Here is a 24105-nt window from a genome sequence, read left to right on the forward strand (position 1 = left end):
TTTATAAAATATTAGTTATTTGGTAAATAAGGAAATTCTTATAAAAACCAAATTTATGTAAAATATATAAAAAAATAAAAAATTAAAATAATTAAATAATAATTATTTTAATGACAACTGTTCAATTTAATAATTAAACCTCATTTATTATTATCCTTTTGTCTACGATATCCAACAATCAATAATAAAACACAAATAATTAATGCAAGTATACCATAAACAAAAGTATTAGCATCAATTTGTTTATTAACATTTTTATCAATTTCATATGCTTTTGAATCATCCGCAGCACTTGATTGTTGAGCATTATTACTATCTTGTATTCCTACATTACTGCTAGCTTGAGATGCAACATTATTATTACTGGAACCTACTAAAGCATTTTGAAGTTGTGCATTTTGATTATTTGAATTAATAGCATCAGATTCTCCACCACTGTTTGTACTTTCAGAAGGTGTAGGTGTATTATCATCACTTCCACTATTTGAATCTGAATTACTTGAGTCTCCTTGATTTTCAGAACTATCTGGAACAGAATCTGGTGAAAATGGATCAAATGGATTTACAGGACCTACAGGATTATCTGGACCAACTGGACTTACAGGACCTACAGGACCAATAGGACCAATAGGGCCTACAGGACCAACTGGCACATCAGGACTGTCCGGACCAGTAGGCACATTAGGACGATCCGGAGTAATTGGATCAGGTTTTACAGGATCAGGAGTTGGATCTGCAGGATCAGGAACAATTGGGCTTGGAGGATTAACTGGGTCTGGATTACTTTGTTTTGAAACATAGAAATATGCATTGGTTTTAAAAGAATTATAATTACTATCTCCATAATAAGAGATAAGAACACTTTTTGAACCAACTGACAAACCAGAAAATGATTTTTTAGCCACTCCATCAACTATTTTAGTTTCACCACCACTACCTGAAATAACAATAGAAATGCTTCTTTCTAAATCAGAAGGAAGATTACTTACAGTAACTACTTCCACTTGGCCAACATTAATATCATAAACATTAATTAAAGGAGCCAAATTAGCTTTAGCTACATTAAATGTTTTAATTAAATTAGCATCATTATAGAAATAAGTAGTATCTTCATAAGTAGCATTTAAATTATGTTCACCTGCAGATACTTTACTGACTTGTAAAGTTCCTTTACCATCAATAAGAGTTAAATTATAATAAATACCACCAATGTTAATTTTAACAATACCAGATACGGAATTTCCATTTTCATCAACAACAGATGAATTAATATTTAAAATATCTCCATAAGTAATATCATCAACATCAACATCAAGAGTATAATTTTTTAATATAATATATTCAACCGTAAAATTGAAAATATTAAATGGAACATCATAATTTGACCCTATTACAATAGAACCGGCACCACTTTTAATAGGTAAAAAATCTATTTGAGCAGGTATGTTGTCTTTAAATGTAATTTGTGATTGATTCAATTTAATTTTTGAATTGGAAGCAATATTTACATTAAATACAGGTAATTTATCAGTATTACCTGACAAATAAGCAAAAACATGAGTATAATTTGCTATTGATAAATTATTATAATCAATATTATTTTCTCCAACAATATGTAATTGAATATTATCAATAGGAGTGGAACCTATAACTTTATTGGATGCATCATTGGTTCCAAAGTAATTATTTGAAATAACCGCTGATTTGTGAGAATTGATAACTACACCGTTATTCTTATTATTCCCAATGAAAACATTACTATCAATATAACTGTCCTCTCTAACATAATCAATTACAGCATTTTTAACATCATTATCCATGAACAATGTACTAACTAATTTAAAATTAGCCATAGTTGGGGAAATTAAAGAATCCCTTTTGTTGTTCATGAAAGTACATGAATCAACAATAAATTCATTAACACTTTGAACTTGTATAATAGGCATAAATGCACCGGTATTATTTTCAAAAACAGAATTATAGACTGAAATATATCTGGATGTATCTGAATATATTGCAGCAATATGAACATTATTTTTAAAAATAGAATCAGATACGTACAATTTTGCATTAAATGTATCAGTACATATTACTGAACCAAATACCGTCATATCTTTAGCATCCATATCCCTAAATGTGGAATTTTGTACAATAGCAGTACCTGAATTATATATTGCAGACCCTAAAAATGCTTTAGAATTAACAAAAGTAACATTAGTAACAGTCAGTTTACCAGTAGAAGTAACATAAATAACTCCTCCCATATCAGAACCGCTTACATGACCATTATTAATCTCAAGATTTTTTAAAGTCAAATTACCCGATACATAAAAAGCTCTTGAACTTTCAGACTGAAACACTGAAAGTAAATTTATTTTATGATTATTACCTTCAATAGTTACAGATTTATCAATAACAATACCATTATCATGATTATGATCCTGATAACTTGCCTGTATATCTCCACTTAAAGACACTTGTCCATCATCACTATTTTTAATAGCATTATCTAAATCACTTAAGTTCCCACCGCTTACATCAGTAGCAGAAACACTTGAAATCGACAATATGCAAATAAATGAAAGAATAATTATAATCAACAACAAAACTCTGTTATTTTTCATTTTATTACCCCAATATTTATTAATACATATTTTACATCATATATACAATTTTAAAATGTAAAAAACTATATACACTATTTAATATAATAAACATATTATATAAATGTGTTTATTCACTATAAAAAGTGTGGGAAACATGAAAGGAAGCTACTGTCTAATAATCAACATTAAAAAAGATACTGAAATTAAAATCGGCAAAAAATTAGGATTTATCAACTTTAAAAAAGGATGTTATGTTTATGTCGGTTCAGCTATGAACTGCCTTGAATCCAGAGTTAAAAGACACCTGTCAGACAATAAGAAAAAGCACTGGCATATTGATTACCTTTTATTAAATAAAAACAGCGAAATTGAAAAGGTTTATACAAAAGAGTCCTGTGAAAAACTGGAATGTGAAATAGCTAAAAAAATAATTGAAAATGAGGAATCAATAGCTGATTTCGGCTGCAGTGACTGCAAATGCCACTCCCATTTAATTTATTTTAAAAACTCAAAATTGGCTAATTTAAAAGTTTCATCCGTTCTCGATAGCTTTGATTAATTTATGTGCCTCTCTTTCAACTTTTTTACGGTTAAATGCTTTAGCTATTCTTTTTATTGCATCTAAATTTTTAACATAGCTATCTAACCATGAAAATATATCTCCGGGATAGACCTGTATCTGATACTTTCTAAACAGTTTGTTTGATATATCAATCGGATCTTTTCCTTTAAGCCTTTCATTTATTATTACTTCAGATATTCCTTTCTGCAGGCAGGCACAAAATGGTCTGTCCTCACATTTGCATTTTAAGAAATCTGATTGAATATTAATTAGAGCATCCTGAAATTTCTTGTCCAGCTTGCCGATTGCTTCACCTGATGAAATAATATCCAGTGTTGACTCTGCAAAAAGCCTTGTTGAAAATTTAATTTTTAAAGCATTTGCTATCTGATTATGAACAACTGAAGATAAATATGCATTTTCAAACATTTCCAGCTGCAGTCCAATAGCCAATATTTTTACCTTTAATTTATTGAATTTGTCTTTTTTCTTATAATACGGAGATTTTCTTAAATAGATTTTTAAATATCCCTTGTCGTCAATTGATTTTTTAATATAGCAGGCATCATCAAGTGATAAAAATGATACTGATACGGCACGGCCATATTTTGTTATGTTTAATTTATTTCCTACAATATCTATTAATCCCAAATCTTCCATTTCATTAATAGCTGTTTTAATATCTACAGGAATATTTATATTTCTATAGAATTTATTTAACTCGTCAATCGTTTTTATTGATCTTGAGGAAATATCTGCCAATATCTGTTCATATGAGCTTTCCTCATCATATTCTATAAATACATCTTCGCTGTCGCTTTCAAGTAAATCCAGGGCTTTTGCCTCTTCACTTTCACCGTCAAAGTCATGCCCTACTTCAGGTAAGAGATAAACTATTCCTCTGTCATGATAGCTTGGTCTTCCTGCACGTCCAAGCATTTGTAAAAATTCATTTGGGCCAATCCATTTGTTTCCCATGACCAATGAGTCAAATATAACCTGAGATGCTGGAAAATCAACTCCCGCTGCCAGTGCTGCTGTAGTTACAACAACTGATATTTTTCCCCTGTCAAAGTCCTTTTCTATTTTTTCCTTTTTATAATATGACAGACCTGCATGATAAGCAGCTGCATTAACTTTTTTATTTTGCAGGAAATTAGCTATTTTGTGAGTTTTTCGCCTTGAATTGGTAAAAATTATAGTTTGTCCTCTGTAACCTTTTTTAGATTTGGTATTGTATTCCCTTTTAGCCAGTTTTTGCATTATATGATGTTTTGATGATTCTGATCTGATATAAACCAAATGACGCTCCAATGGAACAGGCCTTTGAGAATATTCAACTAATTTCATATTAAATTCATCAGCTAAAAAATCAGGATTTTTAACAGTAGCAGATAATCCTATAATTTGTGATTTGGGATATAAATGCTTGATACGTTTTATTAATCCGTTAAGTCTTGTTCCCCTGTCTTCATCATCAATCATATGAATTTCATCAATTAAAACTACACCTAAATTAGATAATAAAGCTGAATTCCCGTTTCTTAAAAGATAATCCAGACCTTCATATGTTCCAACAATTATATCTGCATCTTTAACATCACTGTCAGGTAATTTTAATTCACCTTTAGCTTTAACTCTATTCCTACCAACTTTAATAGCTACCTTTAAGCCTAATTTTTTATATTTTCTTTTAAAATCACGGTATTTCTGATTAGCCAGTGCCACCAAAGGTGTCAGGAATATAAATTTTTGGCCTTTCAGTGCTTTAGTTATTCCTGCAAGCTCACCAACTAAAGTTTTTCCGCTTCCTGTTGCACTTACAACCAGCAAATCCTGATTTTTTAAAAGACCTTCCTTAATGGCCAGATACTGAACAGGCAATAACTTTTCATTTCCATTTTTAATTAAAATATCCCTGAACTTATGAGGTATTTTAAGCCTTTTCATTGATACATCAGGTATTTTATACTTGGATTTTGTATCTACCCTGTCAAATAATGTTAAATTTCTGTTAGAAAGGGGATCAAACTTAGGTGATAAAACAGATAATGTTTTTTCCAGGTTTCCTGTTTTATCTAAAATATCTTTAAGGTTTCTGAATATTTTTTTATCAAAACCCTGAAGTTTAATTTCTCTTTTTATTGTTTCATATGCGCACTGTTCACATATTAACTGATTATTATGTTTATATGAAAATTCAGAGTTTACAATTGTAATATTTCCTTCAAATGCACAAAAATCACAAACTCTAGTGTGTCTTACCTTAATATTCAGTGATTTAAGATAATTCCCAACTTCTTCATCCTTACTTGCTAAAAAAACAGCCTGACTCCTTAAAAGTTTAATTACTTCCTGAGGTGGAATCAGTTTCTCGGACAAATTAGATAAATCAGAATAATTATAGTCAGCTACAAATCTGGAAATAGCTATTGAACCATCATATTTTTTAAATTTAACAGTTCCAACATATTCAGGTTCTCGTTTATTGTTTAATGCACCTTTTGGAGAACCGATTGGGTATAATTTCCACTGTTTTTTTATTTTTTTAAGAATTATCATTATATAATATTATGTTGTTAAAGTTAATAATACTTTAAAAAAAAGTAGAAATTTATTCGATATAATCGAATTTAGTTTCCATAACAACAATTATACCAAATCCAATAACCGCCAGGATAATACAAGGCAGTAATGCAGTAAATGTAAGTGGAGTTGTATTTACAATATTTACAAAAGGAAGTTTCAGTGTACCGATCATGACACCAATAAGAAATGCCATTGTAATACCTTCATGATGTTCAAGCAAATAATTTAAGATTTTGGAAAATCCTAAAATACCAATAATGGCACCTGCACAAAATACAACAATTTCACTTAAACTCATGGTCTTTAAAGCATTTAACATATACTCATACTGACCTAACAATAAAAGCAAAAATGATCCTGAAATACCCGGTAAAATCATTGCACAGATAGCTATTAAACCTGACATGAACAGTATCGGCAAAGTGTGATTCATAGCTATTGGATTTAAACTTACAAAAATATATGCCAAAACAGCTCCAATAATAGTAAATACTAAATGTTTAAGAGTAAGTTCATCCATTTGTCTGTATAACACATATGATGAAGCTATAATTAATCCTAAAAAGAAGGAATAGGTTAAAGCAGTGTATACATCCATACAATAGGATATAACATTAGCTAATGTCAACATTGCAAGTCCAATACCACATAATAACGGTATGAAAAATTTAAAGTCAATTTCATAGAATAATCTTTCTTTAAAACCCTTTAAATCTCCTTTAAGTAATGGTTTTATGAAAGTAAAATTAATTGTACTGATTGAATGTACCAAACGTTCGTAAATACCTGTGATTAATGCAATTGTTCCTCCGGAAATTCCCGGAACAATATCTGCAGAACCCATAAGTATTCCCCGAATAAAAATTGAGAAAAAATCCATAAATTTCAAAATATTTCACCTTAAATATTAGTTACTTCTAAAAAAGTGAACTTAAAATTAATATGTTATAACTTTATTAAATACTTTGTTGAAAAGAGAAAATTTATTTGCTCATTTTCTCTTTAACAAGCTGTTTGGCATAAGGCGTGATGTTTTCACTAAGGATTTTTTGTAAGAACTCACCAGTATATGTTCCTGATTTAGCTATTTCTTCAGGAGTTCCGGTAGCTATTACTTTTCCACCACCATCTCCACCTTCAGGACCTAAATCAATAATATAATCAGCTGTTTTAATAACATCCAAATTATGTTCAATAACAACAACTGAATTACCGGCATCAGTTAATCTGGCAAGTACTGATAATAATCTTTTAATATCTGCAAAATGAAGACCTGTTGTAGGTTCATCTAAAATATATAATGTATTGCCCGTATTTGACCTTGAAAGCTCTTTAGCTAATTTGATTCTTTGAGCTTCACCACCAGATAAGGTAGTGGCTGGCTGACCTATTTTCATATATCCTAAACCTACATCAAGCAAGGTTTTAAGTTTCTTATGTATTTTAGGGATATGCTCAAAAAATTCCAATGCTTCTTCAACAGTCATTTCCAAAACTTCATAGATATTTTTACCTTTGTAGCGAATATCCAAAGTTTCCTCATTGTACCTTTTACCTCCACATACTTCACATGGAACAAATACATCAGCTAAAAAGTGCATTTCAATTTGTACAATTCCATCACCGGAACATGCTTCACATCTTCCTCCTTTTACATTGAAACTAAATCTGCCAGGTTTATATCCTCTGGCTTTAGCTTCAGGAGTTTCTGCAAATAAATCACGAATATCAGTGAAAACTCCAGTATAAGTTGCAGGATTTGATCTTGGAGTACGTCCTATCGGTTTTTGGTCAATAGCTATGATTTTGTCAATGTTACTTACACCCTCAATTTTATCATAATCCCCGGCAAAAGTGAATTTGTTGTTTAATTTTCCGCTTAACCCTTTATATAGAATTTCATTGATTAAACTACTTTTACCAGATCCACTTACTCCAGTAACACATGTAAACTTACCTAAAGGTATTTCAACATCAATATTTTTAAGATTGTTTTGTCTAGCTCCTCTGATTATAAGTGATTCACCATTCCCTGACCTGCGTGTTTGTGGAATTGGTATTGTTTCACGTCTTGAAATATACTGACCTGTAACAGATTCATGAGACTCCATAATCTCTTCCGGAGTTCCGCAAGCAACTACTTTTCCACCGTGTTCTCCTGCTCCAGGACCTATATCTACAACATAATCTGCAGACAATATTGTTTCTTCATCGTGTTCTACAACAATTAAAGTATTTCCCAAGTTTTTAAGTCTTTTTAGTGTTTCAATAAGTTTTACATTATCCCTTTGATGAAGACCAATACTTGGTTCATCTAAAATATAGAGAACACCAACTAATCCGGAGCCTATTTGAGTAGCTAATCTGATTCTTTGAGCTTCACCACCAGATAATGTACCTGATGAACGTGCCATTGATAAATAGTCAAGTCCAACATCTACAAGGAATTTAAGTCTTTGTCTGATTTCTTTTAAAACCTCTTTAGCTATGAACTGTTCCCTGTCAGTAAGTTCCAAATTCAAGAAGAACTGATATGAATCCTTAATTGACATTTCCACTACATCAGCTATTGATTTTCCGCCAACAGTTACAGCCAGTACTTCAGGACGAAGTCTTTTTCCATGACATACATGACATTTTCTGTCACTCATGAATTTGGAAATGTATTTCCTACTGTAATTTGATTTAGTTTCAATGTATAAACGTTCCATTCTCGGAATAACTCCTTCAAATTGACGATTAACCTGATAAGATTTATTTCTACGTTTAAATGAAAATGGTATTTTATCATCACAGCCATATAATATCATATCCTGCTGTTCTTTAGTTAATTCATTAAATGGAGTATCCATACTAAAGTTAAAATGCTTTGATACTGCTTCCAGCATCTGATGATAATAATTTTCCCTTTTATTTGATTTTGCCCATGGAGTAACTGCTCCGTCATTTAATGAGAGATTTTTATTTGGAATAATCAAATCAGGATCAATTTCCATTTTAACTCCAATACCGTTACATTCAGGACATGCTCCCTGAGGCGCATTAAATGAAAACATTCTTGGAGTAAGCTCCTCAAAGTTTATTCCGCAATCTACACAGGCAAAATGTTCTGAATATTTTTTCTCATAATCTCCATCATCATCTGAGAACAATACATTTATTAATCCGTCTGCAAACTCTGAAGCGGTTTCAAGTGAGTCAACCAATCTTCTTTTAAAGTCAACATCCTTTCTTATTTTAAGTCTGTCTACAACTACTTCAATGCTGTGTCTGTAGGTTTTTGGAAGGTCAATATCCTCTTCCAAATCTCTAATTTCATCATCTATTCTTGCCCTTACAAAACCTTTATTTCTCAAATCATTTAAAACATCTTTATGCTGGCCTTTTTTATCTCTAACAACAGGAGCCAGAATATGTATTTTTTTACCTTCCCCTTCTTCTATTATACTATCTCCAATTTGGCCTAATGTCTGGTGAGATATTTCCTTTCCACATTTTGGACAATGGGGAGTTCCTATTCTTGCAAATAATAATCTAAGATAGTCATAAATTTCAGTAATAGTTCCTACTGTTGATCTTGGGTTTTCTTTTGTGGTTTTTTGGTCTATTGAAATAGCAGGAGACAAACCTTCAATATATTCCATTTCAGGTTTTTTCATTTGCCCTAAAAATTGCCTTGCATAAGCTGATAGAGATTCAACATATCTACGCTGTCCTTCAGCATAAATTGTATCAAATGCAAGTGAAGACTTACCAGATCCGCTTAATCCTGTTATTACAATAAATTCATCACGGGGAATAGCTAAATCTATATTTTGCAAATTATGTTCTTTAGCTCCTTTAATAATAATCTGTTTTTTAGAGTCTTTTGTCATAATAACCTCCTAGTAATAATTATCCAATACTCCATTATTAAATATTAATCTAAGAGCATTTGAAAAATAAAACATTCGTAATGTATCAAACAAATATTAGATGTTTTTATATATAAATATATCTAATCATTTTTCCACTTAATATTTTGGAATTGTATCCACACCACTATTATAAAAACTATTAAAATATTGATTTAAAAGTGTTAAATTTACTCAAAACTGTTTTATTTAAGTTATTTACAACTTAACAACTTATATAGTAGTCAATACAAAGTATTAGTGTATTTTATCAAATCGATTTATAGAATACTAAACAATTAAGGAGAGAAAAAATGATTTATCAAAAACAGGATAAATTAATAAAAGGATTAGCAAAATATTATGGTCAAGACCTCTTTGATTATTTAGAAGCATTAGAAAAAGAAACAGATGAAATACATGAACCATTGCCTTGTACAAAAATTAAAAAGGTATATTCTACAGAATTAATAACACCTAATTTTAAGGGTTTATTAATGGATTTTGTATATGAAATGGTTGATGATTCATATATCCATTATGAACATTACAGCGGTAACTTAACTCATGGTAATCTTACCCATACTGGACGTTACGACATGGAATTACACGAAGAAACTGGAAAACCCATAAATACGATTATAATATCTACAGGCAATCCAAACAAATCAGAAACAGAATGCTGGATTGGAAAAGTAAATAAATATACACCAATAAGAATAATTTTTCTAAAAAAATATCCCGGAGACCAAAGATTAAAGAATGTTAAAATCAAAATAGAAAATAACAAAAAACTAACAGCTTTTGACATATTAGATTTAATCTTCATACCATTTTTAAACACAACCAAAAATTCTGAAGAAATAGTTAAAGAAATCTGCGGTTATGTTAGCAAAATTACCAAAATAACAACCAAACAAACTAAAATATTAACATGGGGACTTTGGCTAACAACAGAAATATTCATAAAAAACCCAGAAACATTAGAAAAGGTGAGAACAATGAGTATTCTAAAAGGACAAAGCATAAACGAAAAACTACACAACAGAGAAATAGAACTTAGACAAGAAGGAAAACAAGAAGGAATAAAAGAAGGAATAAAAGAAGGAAAACAAGAAGGTATACAAGAAGGTATACAAGAAGAAAAAACAAATATGAAAAACACAATAAAAACTCTTGAAAACGAAGGAAAAACCTCCGACGAAATATTAAAAACACTAAAAACAACTTTCTAAAAAAATAATAAAATACTTTAAAAAAAGACAAAAAAAATTTAGAACCCTCTATAAAATAATATTAAACCCACTTGCTTTGATTAACAACAAAAAAAATCCTAAAAAAAATCTTAAACCATTAGAAAAGGTGAGAACAATGAGTATTCTAAAAGGAGAAAGCATAAACGAAAAACTACACAACAGAGAAATAGAACTTAGACAAGAAGGAAAACAAGAAGGAAAACAAGAAGGTATACAAGAAGAAAAAACAAATATGAAAAACACAATAAAAACTCTTGAAAACGAAGGAAAAACCTCCGACGAAATATTAAAAACACTAAAAACAACTTTCTAAAAAAAAATAAGTTCTAGCTGTCCATTAAATAAAATGCAAAAATTAAAATTAATGGACAGTTCCCATTTTAAATTATTCTATGAAGAATCTTTTTTTAAACCTTTTAAAGTAGCTATTTGATCTCTTAAACTAGCTGCTCTTTCAAAATCAAGTTTAGATGCTGCTTCTTTCATATCATTTTCTAAATCACTGATAAGTAAACGTAATTCATCTTTAGGTATTTTACTAATATCAGTTCCTTCAATATCCAAATCCTCAGCTACTTTTTTATCCTTAAGTGCCCTTTTAGTAGTTTTAGGAACAATACCATGTTTTTTATTATACTTAATCTGGATTTTTCTTCTTTTATTCGTAATAGCTGTTGCATTTTTAACAGAATCCGTCATTTCATCAACATACATTATTACCTGACCGTTAATATTTCTTGCAGCTCTTCCAATAGTCTGAATTAATGAAGTTTCATTTCTTAAAAATCCTTCTTTATCTGCATCTAAAATAGCTACCAGAGAAACTTCAGGTAAATCAAGCCCTTCCCTAAGTAAATTTACACCAACCAGCACATCAAATGTTCCTCTTCTTAAGTCATCTACAATGTCAATTCTCTCTAAAGTGTCAATTTCAGAGTGCATATATCTGACTTTAACACCTATTTTTGCATAGTAATCAGTTAAATCTTCAGCCATTTTCTTAGTTAAAGTTGTAACTAATACCCTTTCATCTTTTTTAGCTCTTTTTTTAACTTCTCCAAGCAAATCTTCAACCTGACCTTTAACCGGACGGATAATTATTTCAGGATCAACCAAACCTGTTGGACGAATAATCTGCTCAACAACATTACCTGATCTTGATAATTCATAAGCTCCGGGAGTAGCTGAAACATAAATGATTTGATTTATAGATGACTCAAATTCATCAAATCTCAATGGCCGATTTTCCTTTGCAGAAGGTAATCTGAATCCATGCTCCACTAAAGTTTCTTTACGTGCCCTATCTCCATTATACATTCCGCGAATTTGAGGCAGTGTAACATGAGACTCATCAATAATAGTCAGATAATCTTCAGGGAAGTATTTCAATAAGGAGTAAGGTTTTTCACCCCATTTTCTTCCAGACAGATGCATAGAATAGTTTTCCACACCGGGACAGTAACCCATTTCCTGAAGCATTTCAATATCAAAACGTGTTCTTTGTTCCAATCTTTGAGCTTCAAGAAGCTTATTTGATAAATTAAACTCATTTAATCTTTCATCCAACTCATCAGAAATATTTCTAATTGCAGTATCCATCTTATCCTGACCAACAACAAAATGCTTTGCCGGAAAAATCATGTACCTTTTTAAACTTTCTGTTTTTTTACCTGTAACCTTATCAATTAAACTGATTGCATCTATTTCATCACCAAAAAGCTCAACTCGTACAGGTGGAGTACCATGAACAGGATTTATTTCAATTACATCTCCACGTACTCTAAATTGCCCCCTTCCAAATTCAATATCATTTCGTTCATATTGCATAAAAACAAGTCTGCGAATAATGTCTGAACGGTCATAATTATCTCCTACAGCTATTCCAAATGCAAATTCACCGTAATCTTCAGGAGAACCTATACCATAAATACAGCTAACACTGCTAACTACAATTACATCATCACGGGATAACAAAGATTGAGTAGCAGAATGTCTCATTATATCTATTTCTTCATTAACAGATGATTCCTTATCAATAAAAGTATCAGTTCTTGGAACATATGCTTCAGGCTGATAATAATCATAGTAACTGACAAAATATTCAACGGCATTATCCGGGAAAAACTCTTTAAATTCCTCATAAAGTTGCGCAGCTAATGTTTTGTTATGGGAAATAACAAGGGTGGGTTTTTGAACTTTTTCAATGACATTAGCCATTGTAAATGTTTTACCGGAACCTGTAACTCCTAAAAGAGTTTGTTCCTTTACACCCTTATTTATTCCATCAACTAATGAATTAATGGCTCTTGGCTGGTCACCTAATGGCTGGTAAGGTGAGTTTAGTTTAAATTTTTTCATGATTTTTCTAAATTATTTCATCAACATTTATGTGAAAACTAACATGGAAATATGGTACAGAACAGCATGGAGTAACTTTACTGCTTCTTATGCTAATTCTACCATAGTCCTCAAAACTGTTTTCCAAAGCTTTTTCAATATTTTTAACATTCATCTCATTATAAACTCTTAAAGACCCTAAAAAAATAACATGACCTTTTGTATTCATAACAGATATAGATTCAACAACATCGTTTTCATCATATCTCTTTAAAATGATATTAGATCCTTCAATAATTTCTTTTTTAATAGCATCCTTATCAAACATTTTAATCCCTCAAAACATTTGCTATACTTTTTGCAAGAGAAACACGAGAACTGTCTGCAGATAAACTATTGGTAGATATTACACTATTAGCACCAGCTGAATAAATTCTCATAGTAGCTCCATTTACCAAAATCGGATGAACACAGCAAACATCAACTGATTTGGCACCATATTCTTTTAATATCTTAACTGCATTAACAATAGTTCCGCCGGTAGCTATAATATCATCAATGATAAATGCTTTTTTATCTTTAACTGAATCTACATTAACTGTTTCATCAGAACTGCCCTCAACATCAACAATTCTGGTTTCCACCTTATCCGGTCCAAGACGAACTTTAGATAAATAAGTGCATTCACACTCAAGAATTCCGGCTATTTCCTGAGCAAAAGGATACGCCCCTTTATCTGGAGCAACAATTAAAGGTTTTTCATCAATTTTTTTATCAATATATTCAGCTATTGCACCCATAGCAGAAATATTTGTAGTTGGAATATCAAAAAAGTCTAAAACACATTTTTCATGAATATTAAATGTAATAAATTCATCAGCACCAGCAGATTGAATTAAATTAGCTACAATTTTTGCAGAAACTGCTTCTCCATCATGGAAACGTTTTTCCTGTCTTGCATAACCCATATACGGAACAACAACCCTAACTTTTTTTGCCCCGAGGTCTTTAAGATTAGCTATTAAAAACAGCAATTCCATTAAATTTTCATCCTGAGGATATCCTGTAGATTGGATAATCGTAACTTCTTCATCAATATTTCCATCAACACGTAAATATCTTTCGCCATCTGGAAATTTTTTAGTTTCTACATAACATAACTCATCATTTAATTCTTCCGCTACATGAGCAGCTAAATCTTGAGATGCTGAACCGCCAATAATCACATTATCACCAAAAATTAATATAATAATTAATATTTGATTTTAACATAAAAAAAGTTAACTATATTAATGCTAAAAACAATTGTAAATCATGAAAATTGGAAGAATTATTTTTGCAGTTATAATACTTGCTGTCATTGTTGTAGTAGGAATAGCTGCAACTTCTAGTGTGTTAATAATAGCTGAAGACGAAAGTGAAGGAGGTATTCCCGGTGTTGACATGGGGGCAACATGGAATTTAAGTAGCGGATTTACCTGGATTTACCCAGGAAGTTCATTTAATGCACAGCACCAAACTCTGCATAATATTCACTTAGATGATCCTGACGATCCTTATGGAGCAGCTAAAGAAATAATGGAATACACTTATCATATATCTCCAAATATTATTATAACAGTAAACAATAATGCATCTGAAAAAATATTTGGTGGAGATATCATATCCGATATTCGCCAATACGACTGGGGTGATGGAATGGATCGTGGAGATGCTGCTGATAAAGCAATGAGCGATTTCCATATGAATTATCTGGCAATTCCAGAATGTTTATTAACTGGAGATATGAAAATACATTTTGTTTAAATTAAAAAAAAAGTATTGTTTTTTAAAAACAATACTTAAAAACTCTTTTTTTATAACGGTAATGTTCTTATAAACAGGACGAATCCAATAAAAGATATAAATAACTGAATAAAACCATGTTTTTTAATTTTATTATCCCTTGCCTGAAGTAAGAAAAAGGGCATAAAAAATCCGAAAAAGCTAAAAAATCCCATTGAAGTATGTTTAGCTATCAAATCTATGATAAATCCTCCAAATGAAAAAAATATAGTAATTATATAAGAAATAACTATAAATTTCTTGCTAATGTCCGGTTCCACATTTCTATAAACAAAAAATGTATTGGACTGAAGCCCTTCCACTAACGGGGTTCCGCATTTAGCGCAAAAATCATAACTGTCCTGATTTTCAAATCCGCAATTTTTACAAATTCTAACCATAATTATCTAACCAATAAAATTTATATTGTCCGGAATTTCACGTTCAGGAGATGGGATTTTGCAGGGAGCCTCATAACCAACTAAAATACCTGAAACAGGTGTGAAATCTTCTGGAAGATTTAATTTATCTTTAAGTTGAGTTAAAATAGCTATTGGAGATACAACATAACATGTAGCCAATCCCAAATCAGTAGCTGCTAAAATCATTGTTGTTGCAGATGCTGAAACATTTATTTGAGTAAAAGGACCTTCAGGTGCAGAAATAACAATTAAAGTTGGTGCTCCATATAATGGTTCATAACCTGGGATAGAAGCTCTCTGACGCATAAAACCTTCAGAATTTAACATGAACTCCTTAGTTTTATCATTTATTTCACTTAAAAATTCTTTATCCTGAATTACACTAACTTGAAACGGACCTGCATTTGGAGCCTTATTAGCTACTCTGACAATTGTATCCAATTCATCTTCCGTTATCTGATCATCCTTATAAGCACGGACACTTTTTCTTTTATTAATCGCTTCCAATGTTTCCATATTATCAGCTCATCATATTATTTTTTAAACTCATTACAATTTCTAAATAAGATTTTCCCGCATAATCAATATTCTGTAGTTCATCAAAGTATTTAAAACCTAATTTTTCAAGAACTCTTTTTGATTGATAATTGCTTTTTTTAAATGATGCAAAAATTTTATTTAATTTCAAATCCTCAAAAGCATGCTCCAATAGTTTTTCAGATGCTTCATAAGCATAGTTATTTCCCCAAAAATCTTCTGCAATCCAATATCCAAGTTCTGCATTATTATCTCCCCAATAATAATTTCCGTCAGGATGAATAAGCAAAGCTACACATCCAATAATCTGACCATTTAAAGTTACGGCATAAGTTTCATCTCGAGCAAAAACACTTTGAATTATCTCTAAGCTATTTTCAACATTTTTATGAGGTGACCATCCGGCAATTGGACCAATTTTTGGATTTTTAGCATGGTGATATAATTCTTCAGCATCATCTATCTCCCAAGGTCTTAAAATTAAATTTTGTGTTTTAAGAATCATTATGTTAAATAATATTTAAAGTACTAATTATAATTTGTGAATTTAAAACTGCTATTTTTATCAACTTTAAAGATATAATTATATTCATGAAAATCAAAGATGGAATTTGCGGATTTGCTGTTGGCGATGCTTTAGGTGTTCCAGTTGAGTTCAGTTCCCGTGAAACACTTCAAAAAAATCCGGTTAAAACAATGACAGGTTACGGAACATACAATATGCCTCCCGGAACTTTTTCAGATGATACTTCAATGACACTAGCTACTATAAGCAGTATCTGTAATAAAAAAGCTATTGACTATGAAGATATCCAAAGTGAATTTTTAGAATGGTTAATTAACGGCAAATACACACAATATGAAAAAACTTTTGATTATGGCAACACCACTTATGAAGCATTATTAAGGTTTAAAAATGGTTTTGAAGCATTAAATTGTGGTGGAACTAGCGAAAGAGATAATGGAAACGGATCCTTGATGAGAATATTGCCTCTGGCTTTCATTTGTGATATTGACTATGAAACAATTGAAAATGTATCCAGTTTGACCCATGGCCATTTAAGATCAAAAATAGCTTGTGTATTTTATGTTGAACTGGCTAAATCTATGCTTTCAAGTAATTTAACAATAAAGAAACATGTTAAAATAGCCAGTGATAAAATCAGGAAACACTATAAAGGTTCCAAAGAGCTGGAACATTTTGAGAGAATTTTTAATAATAATCTGAAAGACAATATCAACAGTTCAGGTTATGTAATAGACACTCTTGAAAGTGTTATTTATTGTTTGGAAAGTACTGACAGTTATAAAGACAGTGTACTGAAAGCTGTTAATTTAGGTGGGGATACCGATACTGTTGCAGCTATTTGCGGCGGACTTTCTGGAATTTATTATGGATTTGATTCCATCCCTATAGATTGGCTCAATCAAATTCCAAAAATTGAAGAGGTTCTTTCATTATGTGAAAGTTACGAAGGTGTTATCAATGAATGTTGAAAAAACTATTGAAAATATTATAGCTAAATGTGATAATTATATAGATCCCCAACTAGCTGTCTGCATAATCCGTGATAATTACACAATGGGTTCCAACAATATTGATGAACTGAAAAAATATGATATTGAAAATGAAGACAGCTATGTTGAAAAAGTCTTAAAAGTCTTAAAACATGAAAATATATTTATAACATTCGGAATGCTTGCTTTTATACCACTATTTAATGAATGTGATATTTTTTCCATTGAAGATAAAACTATAAGTCTCAGCAGCGAAGAATTTCAAAAATATGGTGATTTAAAAGAAGAATACTTTGGAGTTTTAATTGAGAAAAACAGCAATAACTTTATTATCGGCAGCTGTGATTTATGTGGATGTAAAATTGATTCATCATTTAGACAAATCAAAAAAAGCGAAGATAACTTCTATAAAACAATAAATACTATAATTGAAAGTAATATTATTTATTGATTAACTTCTGTTTTATATTTTCCCACATTTCCTGCTCTTCACCGCAACCAGTCATAATTACATAACCATAATCTGAAGTTTTAGCTAAATCCACTAATTTTTTAATTCTTTCATCCATTTTTTCATAACTTAAGGGATAAAAATCAGTATTATCAAATTCCTCAGATATTATACTATAATAATCCTGAGCTTTTTCAATAGATTTTCTTCCAGGAACAACAATTATATGATCCGGATTTAAATTTTTAATAACTTCCAAATGGTCTTCAAAGATTTCCTCTTCATGTTCATCAGGAGTTGTATAAATAAACTCTAAAGGCCCATCAATATATTGATTCATAAATAATGCATTGATTTTAGCTGCATCACCATTATCCCCCTGTCCTAAACCAACATATTTATCATTTAATTTAACTACTTCAAATCTTCCAGGAGGAATAAAAGACATGTCCAGATTATTGAAAACTTCTTTAATAGTATTTTCAATATTGGCTATTTTTGGAGTGAAAGTAGCATATGTACAAACAGAAGCTAATGTGTTGTAAATATTATGGAATCCAAATGGAGGAACATTTATAGTTACTTTAAATGAAACATCCCTGTTATTTGTATAATTGTATAAATTTCCTTCAATTGTCAAATCCCAATTGTCCGGCTTAAAATGGGCACCAGTTAATTTAACATTAGGCTCCCGGCGTTTAAAACCACACTCACAACTATAAATTCCTCTGTGATTTAAGAATTTTTGAGAATATTCAAGCTTTTTACCGCACTTCGGACAATCTGGACTCTCTGATTCAAAAATATCATTAATATCATCAATAGCCAATCCATAAAAATTAACATGAACATCTTCCTGTTTATTAAAAGCAATGTTTGCTGTTACAGGATCATCTACATTGGAAATAATAACTCCACGGGCCATAGCCTGTGAAAGCAGAGATTTGGCATCTACATATTCATCAAATGGATTTTTAACACCTGCCACCTGTGAGTGTTCACGTGAAATTGTTGTATAAACAACTCCCACAGGATCAATAAGCCTTTGAACAGTATCTGGAATTCCATAAATTTTATTTCTAATTCCATATTCAAAAACACCAATATCTCCACTACCTTTTAAAATACCTGTAGTTATTGCATGAATAGTATTGCTTTCAAAACTTTTCCGGATTTCAGTATCACATGAAAGTAATTTAATTAAAAGAGTTGTTGTAGTAGTTTTTCCGTTAGTTCCTGTGATTAAAATAGGGCCTACATTCATTTCATGAGCTAAGTCTTTTAGTGCTTCCTTTCCAGCAACCTTATAAAAAACATATCCCGGAAGATTATTACCACTTCCAAATCCTAATTTAGATACCTGAGAAGCTATTTTAGCTCCAAATTTAGCTATATTAAAACGAAGTTTATTAACCATATTAATCACAATTCAACCTATGACATTATTCTGTATAATATTATTAATATGTACAGATTAACATATTAAATTTACTATATTATTTCATTGCTGTCAAGTTAAGGTTTTGCATTTTTTTAAAAGCTGTTTTGGATGTTTGATTTGCATTTTTTGTGATAATATTTCTTTTTATCTCTTTCTTTGTTTGTTGGTGCTTTGATTTTTGTGTATACTAGGTCTTTTCTTGCTATGTCTAGTATTTCTTCTACTATTTGTTTTATTTCTTCTTTATCGTCTGTTAGGAGCCGGGGCATTTCTTCTTTTATGTTTCCGATAAGTGTGTTTACATTGCTTTTGTAAACATATTTGTATTTTGTTGTTTCTTTTGGTTTTCGTGTTATTTCTTCTTCTGCGTCATGTTTGAGTGCTATTAGTATATTTAATAGGTATATGTGGCTGTAGAAGTCTTGTTCGATGATTATTTTCTTTTTTCCTGTGAATTTTTCAATGTGGAGTTTGTTTTTTAATCTGTCGTAGTTTTTTTCTATTGTCCATCTTGTGCCATATAATTCTTTTAATTCTTCTGGTGTTGCTATTTCTTTGGGTAAATTGGTAAATAGTGTTTCTGTTTCTCCGGTTTTGAGTTTTACGAATACTATTCTGACTTTTATTTCTCGTGTTTTTCTTGCGAATTTTTTTACTTCTTCTGTGAAAAAATTGTTGATTTGTGCTTTTTTTATGTTGATTTCGTGTGTTTCGTCGGTTTTTCCTTCTTTTTTCATTTTATTTTGTTGTTTTTTAAATGTGTGTGTTTTTCCACGTATTATGAAGTAAGAGTCTAATAGCATGGTTTTGAACATTATTTCTATGGAGTTATAGAATCTATCATAGGTTGTTATTGTCTTTGTGAGGTCTATTTTATTTTTTGCATCGTCTAAGTGCATTAATGCGTGTTCTATTTCGCTGGTGCTTTTATTGGTTATGTTTGATGAGATTATGAAGTCCCATTTTGTATCGGCCATGCAAGAGATTCTTGCAGTTGATGTATCTTTATTTAGTTCAGTTTTTTCTGGAATTTCAAATTCTTCTCTTGTTATTTTTGTGTTTGGGATTTCAACAATTGATCCATCAATTGCATAGACGTTAAAACCTTTGAAAGTTGTCATTTCGTCTTTATGAGCATATATTTTTGAAATTAAGCTGTCATTCATGTCAATATAAACTTGAGGATCAATAAATTGTCTTTTTTCAGAAACTGCTTGTTTAGTAATTCTAACACCTCTATCGTTCAATTCGTTTCTTAAAAAACGATTAATCTCAATAGATGTTGTTTTTTTATTATTGCACAATGGATATTTAATAATTGACTCTAAACTCAATTTTCCTTTTCGAGTAAAAGCAACATCACTTAATACATATTTTCGTTCAACAAAATTATTAAAATTTCCGAATTCATCTGAAACTATCCTACTTAAAAACATGCCTAAATCAACTCCAATTTAACTATATCAAACTAAAATAAACTAACATACTTAAATAAATATATATAATTACTAATAAATAAAATTAACTATAAAAAATACTTAAAATTAAATATAATTAAAATAAAAATAGATACAATTAAAATAAAAAGAATATAACAAGTTATAAAATAAATAAGCAAAAAATAAGAATAATTAAATGAAAAAAAACTAAAAATCAAAAAAAGCTTAGCTTGACAGCAATGATATTATTTTAAAAAATAAATAAAATCAAATCAGCAAAGCTATTGAGAAAACCCCGTTAACAAGTTAGCGAAATAAAAAAAAAAATAAGTAAAACCAACTTAGTTAGTAGTTGGTTTTTCAATTTGAGAGTTAGAAACTTTACCTACAACTTTAGAACTTAAATTTTTCATTTTTTCAATTAAATGGTCTTTTTTACTACCGCTAATTAAAATATTTTCTAATACATCACTTAAAGTTTCAGTTGGAACAATCTCAATCATATCTTCATATTTTTTCTCAAGCATAACATCTTTCATGTTAGACTTAGGAATTAATACTTTTTTGATTCCTGCTTCTGCAGCAGCTTCAATTTTAGCTGTTGCACCGCCAATAGGCATTACATCTCCACGAACATTTAAAGATCCGGTTAATGCAACAGTCTGATCAATAGGAATATCTTCAACAGCTGAAATTACTGCAGTAGCTATTGAAACACTTGCACTGTCTCCTTCTACACCATCATAAGTTTGGATAAACTGAACATGAATATCATAATCAGAAACATCTTTGTTGGTGTATTTTTTAATTAATGCACTTACGTTTTGAACTGATTCATTAGCTATTTCACCAAGTTTACCTGTAGCTATGATTCTTCCACCTTCTTTAGATTGGGATGGTGCAGCTTCAGCAGCAATAGGTGAAACAATACCGCTTCTATCTCCAATAACTGCAAGTCCATTTACAAGACCAACTCTTCCACCTTCAGGATGAACCATACTGTATTCTTTTCTTTGTTTAATGGATCTGTCAGCTATTTGCTGTTCTAAGGTTCTGGAGAATTTTTTAGCTTCAATTACATGTTCTGCAGTTACTAAATCAGCACCTTTTTCAATAGCTACATCACCAGATGATCTTACAAGCCCACCTAAATCTCTTAATTTAAGAGTTAAAGCATCTTGTTTTCCTGAACGACGTTTAGCTTCTAAAATAATTTCATCTAATGCATCAGGAGCGAAGTGAGGAATTCTTCCGTCATTTTTAACTTCCTGAGCTACAAATCTTACTAATTTTTTCCTGTTTTCCGGAGTATCCTCCATTGAATCTTTCATGAAAACTTCATAACCATATCCTCTGATTCTTGATCTCATAGCTATATGCATTCCTTCAAGGACCTGAAGATTACCTGATGCTACAAGAACAAAATCACATGGTACTGCCTGAGATCTTACCATTGCACCACTGCTGTTTTCACTTTGACCAGTAATGGCATATTTTTTCTCCTGCATTGCAGATAAGAGCTCTTGTTGTGTTTTCATAGTCATTGTACCAATTTCATCAATGTATAAAACACCTTTATTAGCTTTATGAATCATTCCAGATTCTACACGTTCATGTGCAGGAGTTCCAAGACCTCCAGATTGATAAGGGTCGTGACGAACATCTCCAAGTAATGCTCCTGCATGAGCACCTGTTGCATCCATAAATGGTGCGAATCTTTTATCTTCATTGTTAACCAATAATTTTGGAGACATGTTATTGTTTTTAGGCTTTATTTGAATAGAAATAAGCAGGATTAATGCTGCTGCAATAATAGCTTCAAGTACTCTGCCGTACATAAATCCAATAACAACAATAGCTGCAATGATAAATGTTGTAATTAGTGTTTTTTTCTCTTCATGGTTTTTAGCAGACCCTTTAGTTGCCTTTACTATTTTTTTACCTTCACCTGCTGGAACTGACCTTATTAAAGGATGATTATTATCTTCCACATTCGGATAAATTAAAATATCTTCTAATGATTCATGTGGTAAAATTTGAGCCATACCTTTAGCCAGCATTGATTTTCCAACACCGGGATCACCAATAAGTAAAATATTTCTCCTTTGTTTTGCTGCTTTTTTAATAGTTTCAATGGACTCTTCATGTCCAATAACTTGATCAATTAATAATGGAGGAACTTCAATGTCTTTTGAACTTTTAATATTACCATAATCTAACATCGGTTCAATTTTTTCAAAAGCCTCATTTTCTTCTATTTCAGGCTTTAATACAGTTTCTTTTGAGGAATCATCTATTGATTCTTGTTCTTCAAATTTCATGAAACTTACCTCAACATAATTTTTTAGTTCAATATAATTCAACAATAAATAATTTAAGTTAATTTACTATTTAAATATTGGCAAATTGCTATATAAAAAGCTTTCTATTTTAGTAAATTTAAGTAAGTAAAATAATATTAAAAAAATAAATTGATGTTTTTAAGTTTAAAGATTTATGAATATAAAAAAAGTACTGATAATTAAAATTAACAAGAATTATACTCATATTTACTTTTAGAAGAATAATCAACTAAAAATATTTAATTTAAACTATCTATGAATGACAGTTATTATTTTAAAAATCACACAAACCCCTAAACGTGTCAATTTTTATTTTAATTTATTAAATAGATAAGTATAATTCTTAAGTTAATTTATCCCATATTTTCCAAATTTACTACATTTTCATTGAAATTAATAGTAAATGATGTTTAACAACAATAGTATAAACTACCATTATAAAATGTAAATTAAAACAAATTTAATTTACATAATTGTATATATTATAAGTAGTATAAAATTGTTACTAAAACAAAATAAACAGAATAAATACCAATTAAAACTAAATAATACAGAATAAAGTTATAAATAAGAAAGTGATTAATGCAATATAAAGACATATAACATGAATAAAAAAGAAAGTGAAGAAAATACTTGGGAAATTATTGGGTTTATAAAAGTATCCCCTTCACGATACAAAACAATAAAGTCATTGTCTGGCAATGATTATAAGATGCCTTCAGAAATTGCAAAAGAAACTAATTTGCGTCCAACACAAGTATCTGGTGCATTAAATGATTTGAAAAGTAAAAAACTAGTAATATGTCTTAATGAAAATGCTAAAAAAGGCAGACTTTACAAAACAACAAAATTAGGATTAAAAATACTTGAAATATTAAAATAGCTATT

19 protein-coding genes and 1 pseudogene are annotated in these 24105 nt (G+C 30.3%); 7 read left to right on the plus strand and 13 right to left on the minus strand.

The window, feature by feature from the left end; genetic code table 11:
- Positions 1-140 precede the first annotated feature (140 nt).
- Positions 141-2624 (minus strand): Ig-like domain-containing protein, encoded by a 2484-nt coding sequence (locus ACMC9J_RS00975; RefSeq protein ID WP_427003385.1) that lies wholly within the window; start codon positions 2622-2624, stop codon positions 141-143.
- A gap of 136 nt (positions 2625-2760) precedes the next feature.
- On the opposite strand from ACMC9J_RS00975, the gene ACMC9J_RS00980 reads away from it, so the two are divergent.
- On the plus strand, positions 2761-3165 hold the full coding sequence (locus ACMC9J_RS00980) for a GIY-YIG nuclease family protein (protein WP_427003386.1): 405 nt from the start codon (positions 2761-2763) through the stop codon (positions 3163-3165).
- Here the strand turns inward: ACMC9J_RS00980 and ACMC9J_RS00985 are convergent.
- From ACMC9J_RS00985 to uvrA, 3 genes are all read right to left on the minus strand, one after another.
- Complete coding sequence (locus ACMC9J_RS00985; protein ID WP_427003387.1) at positions 3139-5730, minus strand: DUF5814 domain-containing protein; 2592 nt, start codon at positions 5728-5730, stop codon at positions 3139-3141. The genes ACMC9J_RS00980 and ACMC9J_RS00985 overlap by 27 nt on opposite strands.
- Positions 5731-5782: 52 nt before the next feature.
- Entirely contained in the window at positions 5783-6601 is an 819-nt protein-coding gene (locus ACMC9J_RS00990) for a DUF368 domain-containing protein (protein WP_427003622.1), read from the minus strand.
- Positions 6602-6740: 139 nt separating this feature from the next.
- Positions 6741-9632 carry an excinuclease ABC subunit UvrA gene (gene uvrA, locus ACMC9J_RS00995; protein ID WP_427003388.1) on the minus strand — a complete coding sequence of 964 codons (2892 nt, stop codon included), beginning with the start codon at positions 9630-9632 and terminating at the stop codon, positions 6741-6743.
- A 332-nt stretch (positions 9633-9964) separates the two neighbouring features.
- Between uvrA and ACMC9J_RS01000 the strand changes: the two genes are divergently transcribed.
- Together ACMC9J_RS01000 and ACMC9J_RS01005 are read left to right on the plus strand one after the other, a co-directional pair.
- Positions 9965-10885 (plus strand): hypothetical protein, encoded by a 921-nt coding sequence (locus ACMC9J_RS01000; RefSeq protein ID WP_427003389.1) that lies wholly within the window; start codon positions 9965-9967, stop codon positions 10883-10885.
- A gap of 103 nt (positions 10886-10988) precedes the next feature.
- Positions 10989-11219: pseudogene (locus ACMC9J_RS01005) on the plus strand (hypothetical protein); the annotation flags it as partial.
- Between the two features lie 77 nt (positions 11220-11296).
- Here the strand turns inward: ACMC9J_RS01005 and uvrB are convergent.
- The 3 genes from uvrB to ACMC9J_RS01020 are packed head-to-tail and all read right to left on the minus strand — an operon-like array spanning position 11297 to position 14469.
- Positions 11297-13264: an excinuclease ABC subunit UvrB gene (gene uvrB / locus ACMC9J_RS01010; RefSeq protein WP_427003390.1), complete on the minus strand. Its 1968-nt coding sequence runs from the start codon at positions 13262-13264 to the stop codon at positions 11297-11299.
- 7 nt (positions 13265-13271) lie between these two features.
- Complete coding sequence (locus ACMC9J_RS01015; protein WP_019265420.1) at positions 13272-13571, minus strand: hypothetical protein; 300 nt, start codon at positions 13569-13571, stop codon at positions 13272-13274.
- Position 13572: 1 nt separating this feature from the next.
- Positions 13573-14469, minus strand: a complete 897-nt coding sequence (locus tag ACMC9J_RS01020; RefSeq protein ID WP_427003391.1) for a ribose-phosphate diphosphokinase — start codon at positions 14467-14469, stop codon at positions 13573-13575.
- 88 nt (positions 14470-14557) lie between these two features.
- Here ACMC9J_RS01020 and ACMC9J_RS01025 point away from each other — a divergent pair, with 88 nt between their 5' ends.
- Positions 14558-15049, plus strand: coding sequence for a hypothetical protein (locus ACMC9J_RS01025; protein WP_019265418.1), 492 nt, complete (start codon positions 14558-14560; stop codon positions 15047-15049).
- A gap of 50 nt (positions 15050-15099) precedes the next feature.
- Here ACMC9J_RS01025 and ACMC9J_RS01030 read toward each other — a convergent pair whose 3' ends face one another.
- The 3 genes from ACMC9J_RS01030 to ACMC9J_RS01040 are packed head-to-tail and all read right to left on the minus strand — an operon-like array spanning position 15100 to position 16531.
- On the minus strand, positions 15100-15468 hold the full coding sequence (locus ACMC9J_RS01030; RefSeq protein WP_019265417.1) for a zinc-ribbon domain-containing protein: 369 nt from the start codon (positions 15466-15468) through the stop codon (positions 15100-15102).
- A 6-nt stretch (positions 15469-15474) separates the two neighbouring features.
- Positions 15475-16005 (minus strand): nitroreductase family protein, encoded by a 531-nt coding sequence (locus ACMC9J_RS01035; protein WP_427003392.1) that lies wholly within the window; start codon positions 16003-16005, stop codon positions 15475-15477.
- 4 nt (positions 16006-16009) lie between these two features.
- Positions 16010-16531, minus strand: coding sequence for a GNAT family N-acetyltransferase (locus tag ACMC9J_RS01040; RefSeq protein ID WP_019265415.1), 522 nt, complete (start codon positions 16529-16531; stop codon positions 16010-16012).
- 86 nt (positions 16532-16617) lie between these two features.
- Between ACMC9J_RS01040 and ACMC9J_RS01045 the strand changes: the two genes are divergently transcribed.
- Both ACMC9J_RS01045 and ACMC9J_RS01050 read left to right on the plus strand, forming a co-directional pair.
- A complete protein-coding gene (locus ACMC9J_RS01045) occupies positions 16618-17523 on the plus strand; it encodes an ADP-ribosylglycohydrolase family protein (RefSeq protein WP_427003393.1) in 906 nt (301 codons plus the stop codon).
- On the plus strand, positions 17513-17995 hold the full coding sequence (locus ACMC9J_RS01050; protein WP_019267042.1) for a hypothetical protein: 483 nt from the start codon (positions 17513-17515) through the stop codon (positions 17993-17995). The genes ACMC9J_RS01045 and ACMC9J_RS01050 overlap by 11 nt, the downstream gene beginning before the upstream one ends.
- Here ACMC9J_RS01050 and ACMC9J_RS01055 read toward each other — a convergent pair.
- From ACMC9J_RS01055 to lonB, 3 genes are all read right to left on the minus strand, one after another.
- A complete protein-coding gene (locus ACMC9J_RS01055; RefSeq protein WP_427003394.1) occupies positions 17985-19412 on the minus strand; it encodes a Mur ligase family protein in 1428 nt (475 codons plus the stop codon). The genes ACMC9J_RS01050 and ACMC9J_RS01055 overlap by 11 nt on opposite strands.
- Before the next feature lie 116 nt (positions 19413-19528).
- Complete coding sequence (locus ACMC9J_RS01060; protein WP_427003342.1) at positions 19529-20872, minus strand: IS4 family transposase; 1344 nt, start codon at positions 20870-20872, stop codon at positions 19529-19531.
- Positions 20873-21216: 344 nt separating this feature from the next.
- Positions 21217-23097, minus strand: coding sequence for an ATP-dependent protease LonB (gene lonB / locus ACMC9J_RS01065; RefSeq protein ID WP_253247121.1), 1881 nt, complete (start codon positions 23095-23097; stop codon positions 21217-21219).
- Positions 23098-23821: 724 nt separating this feature from the next.
- On the opposite strand from lonB, the gene ACMC9J_RS01070 reads away from it, so the two are divergent.
- On the plus strand, positions 23822-24100 hold the full coding sequence (locus ACMC9J_RS01070; protein WP_019265410.1) for a MarR family transcriptional regulator: 279 nt from the start codon (positions 23822-23824) through the stop codon (positions 24098-24100).
- Positions 24101-24105: the final 5 nt, after the last annotated feature.

The organism is Methanobrevibacter intestini, from assembly GCF_047402955.1.
Taxonomy (GTDB): domain Archaea; phylum Methanobacteriota; class Methanobacteria; order Methanobacteriales; family Methanobacteriaceae; genus Methanocatella; species Methanocatella intestini.

Excerpts from the sequence above, each read along its gene's own strand:
- ACMC9J_RS00975 (WP_427003385.1), bottom strand. The coding sequence starts at position 2,624 with ATGAAAAATAACAGAGTTTTGTTGTTGATTATAATTATTCTTTCATTT.
- ACMC9J_RS00980 (WP_427003386.1), top strand. The coding sequence starts at position 2,761 with ATGAAAGGAAGCTACTGTCTAATAATCAACATTAAAAAAGATACTGAA.
- ACMC9J_RS00985 (WP_427003387.1), bottom strand. The coding sequence starts at position 5,730 with ATGATAATTCTTAAAAAAATAAAAAAACAGTGGAAATTATACCCAATC.
- ACMC9J_RS00990 (WP_427003622.1), bottom strand. The coding sequence starts at position 6,601 with ATGGGTTCTGCAGATATTGTTCCGGGAATTTCCGGAGGAACAATTGCA.
- uvrA (WP_427003388.1), bottom strand. The coding sequence starts at position 9,632 with ATGACAAAAGACTCTAAAAAACAGATTATTATTAAAGGAGCTAAAGAA.
- ACMC9J_RS01000 (WP_427003389.1), top strand. The coding sequence starts at position 9,965 with ATGATTTATCAAAAACAGGATAAATTAATAAAAGGATTAGCAAAATAT.
- uvrB (WP_427003390.1), bottom strand. The coding sequence starts at position 13,264 with ATGAAAAAATTTAAACTAAACTCACCTTACCAGCCATTAGGTGACCAG.
- ACMC9J_RS01015 (WP_019265420.1), bottom strand. The coding sequence starts at position 13,571 with ATGTTTGATAAGGATGCTATTAAAAAAGAAATTATTGAAGGATCTAAT.
- ACMC9J_RS01025 (WP_019265418.1), top strand. The coding sequence starts at position 14,558 with ATGAAAATTGGAAGAATTATTTTTGCAGTTATAATACTTGCTGTCATT.
- ACMC9J_RS01030 (WP_019265417.1), bottom strand. The coding sequence starts at position 15,468 with ATGGTTAGAATTTGTAAAAATTGCGGATTTGAAAATCAGGACAGTTAT.
- ACMC9J_RS01035 (WP_427003392.1), bottom strand. The coding sequence starts at position 16,005 with ATGGAAACATTGGAAGCGATTAATAAAAGAAAAAGTGTCCGTGCTTAT.
- ACMC9J_RS01040 (WP_019265415.1), bottom strand. The coding sequence starts at position 16,531 with ATGATTCTTAAAACACAAAATTTAATTTTAAGACCTTGGGAGATAGAT.
- ACMC9J_RS01045 (WP_427003393.1), top strand. The coding sequence starts at position 16,618 with ATGAAAATCAAAGATGGAATTTGCGGATTTGCTGTTGGCGATGCTTTA.
- ACMC9J_RS01050 (WP_019267042.1), top strand. The coding sequence starts at position 17,513 with ATGAATGTTGAAAAAACTATTGAAAATATTATAGCTAAATGTGATAAT.
- ACMC9J_RS01055 (WP_427003394.1), bottom strand. The coding sequence starts at position 19,412 with ATGGTTAATAAACTTCGTTTTAATATAGCTAAATTTGGAGCTAAAATA.
- ACMC9J_RS01060 (WP_427003342.1), bottom strand. The coding sequence starts at position 20,872 with ATGTTTTTAAGTAGGATAGTTTCAGATGAATTCGGAAATTTTAATAAT.
- lonB (WP_253247121.1), bottom strand. The coding sequence starts at position 23,097 with ATGTTAGATTATGGTAATATTAAAAGTTCAAAAGACATTGAAGTTCCT.
- ACMC9J_RS01070 (WP_019265410.1), top strand. The coding sequence starts at position 23,822 with ATGAATAAAAAAGAAAGTGAAGAAAATACTTGGGAAATTATTGGGTTT.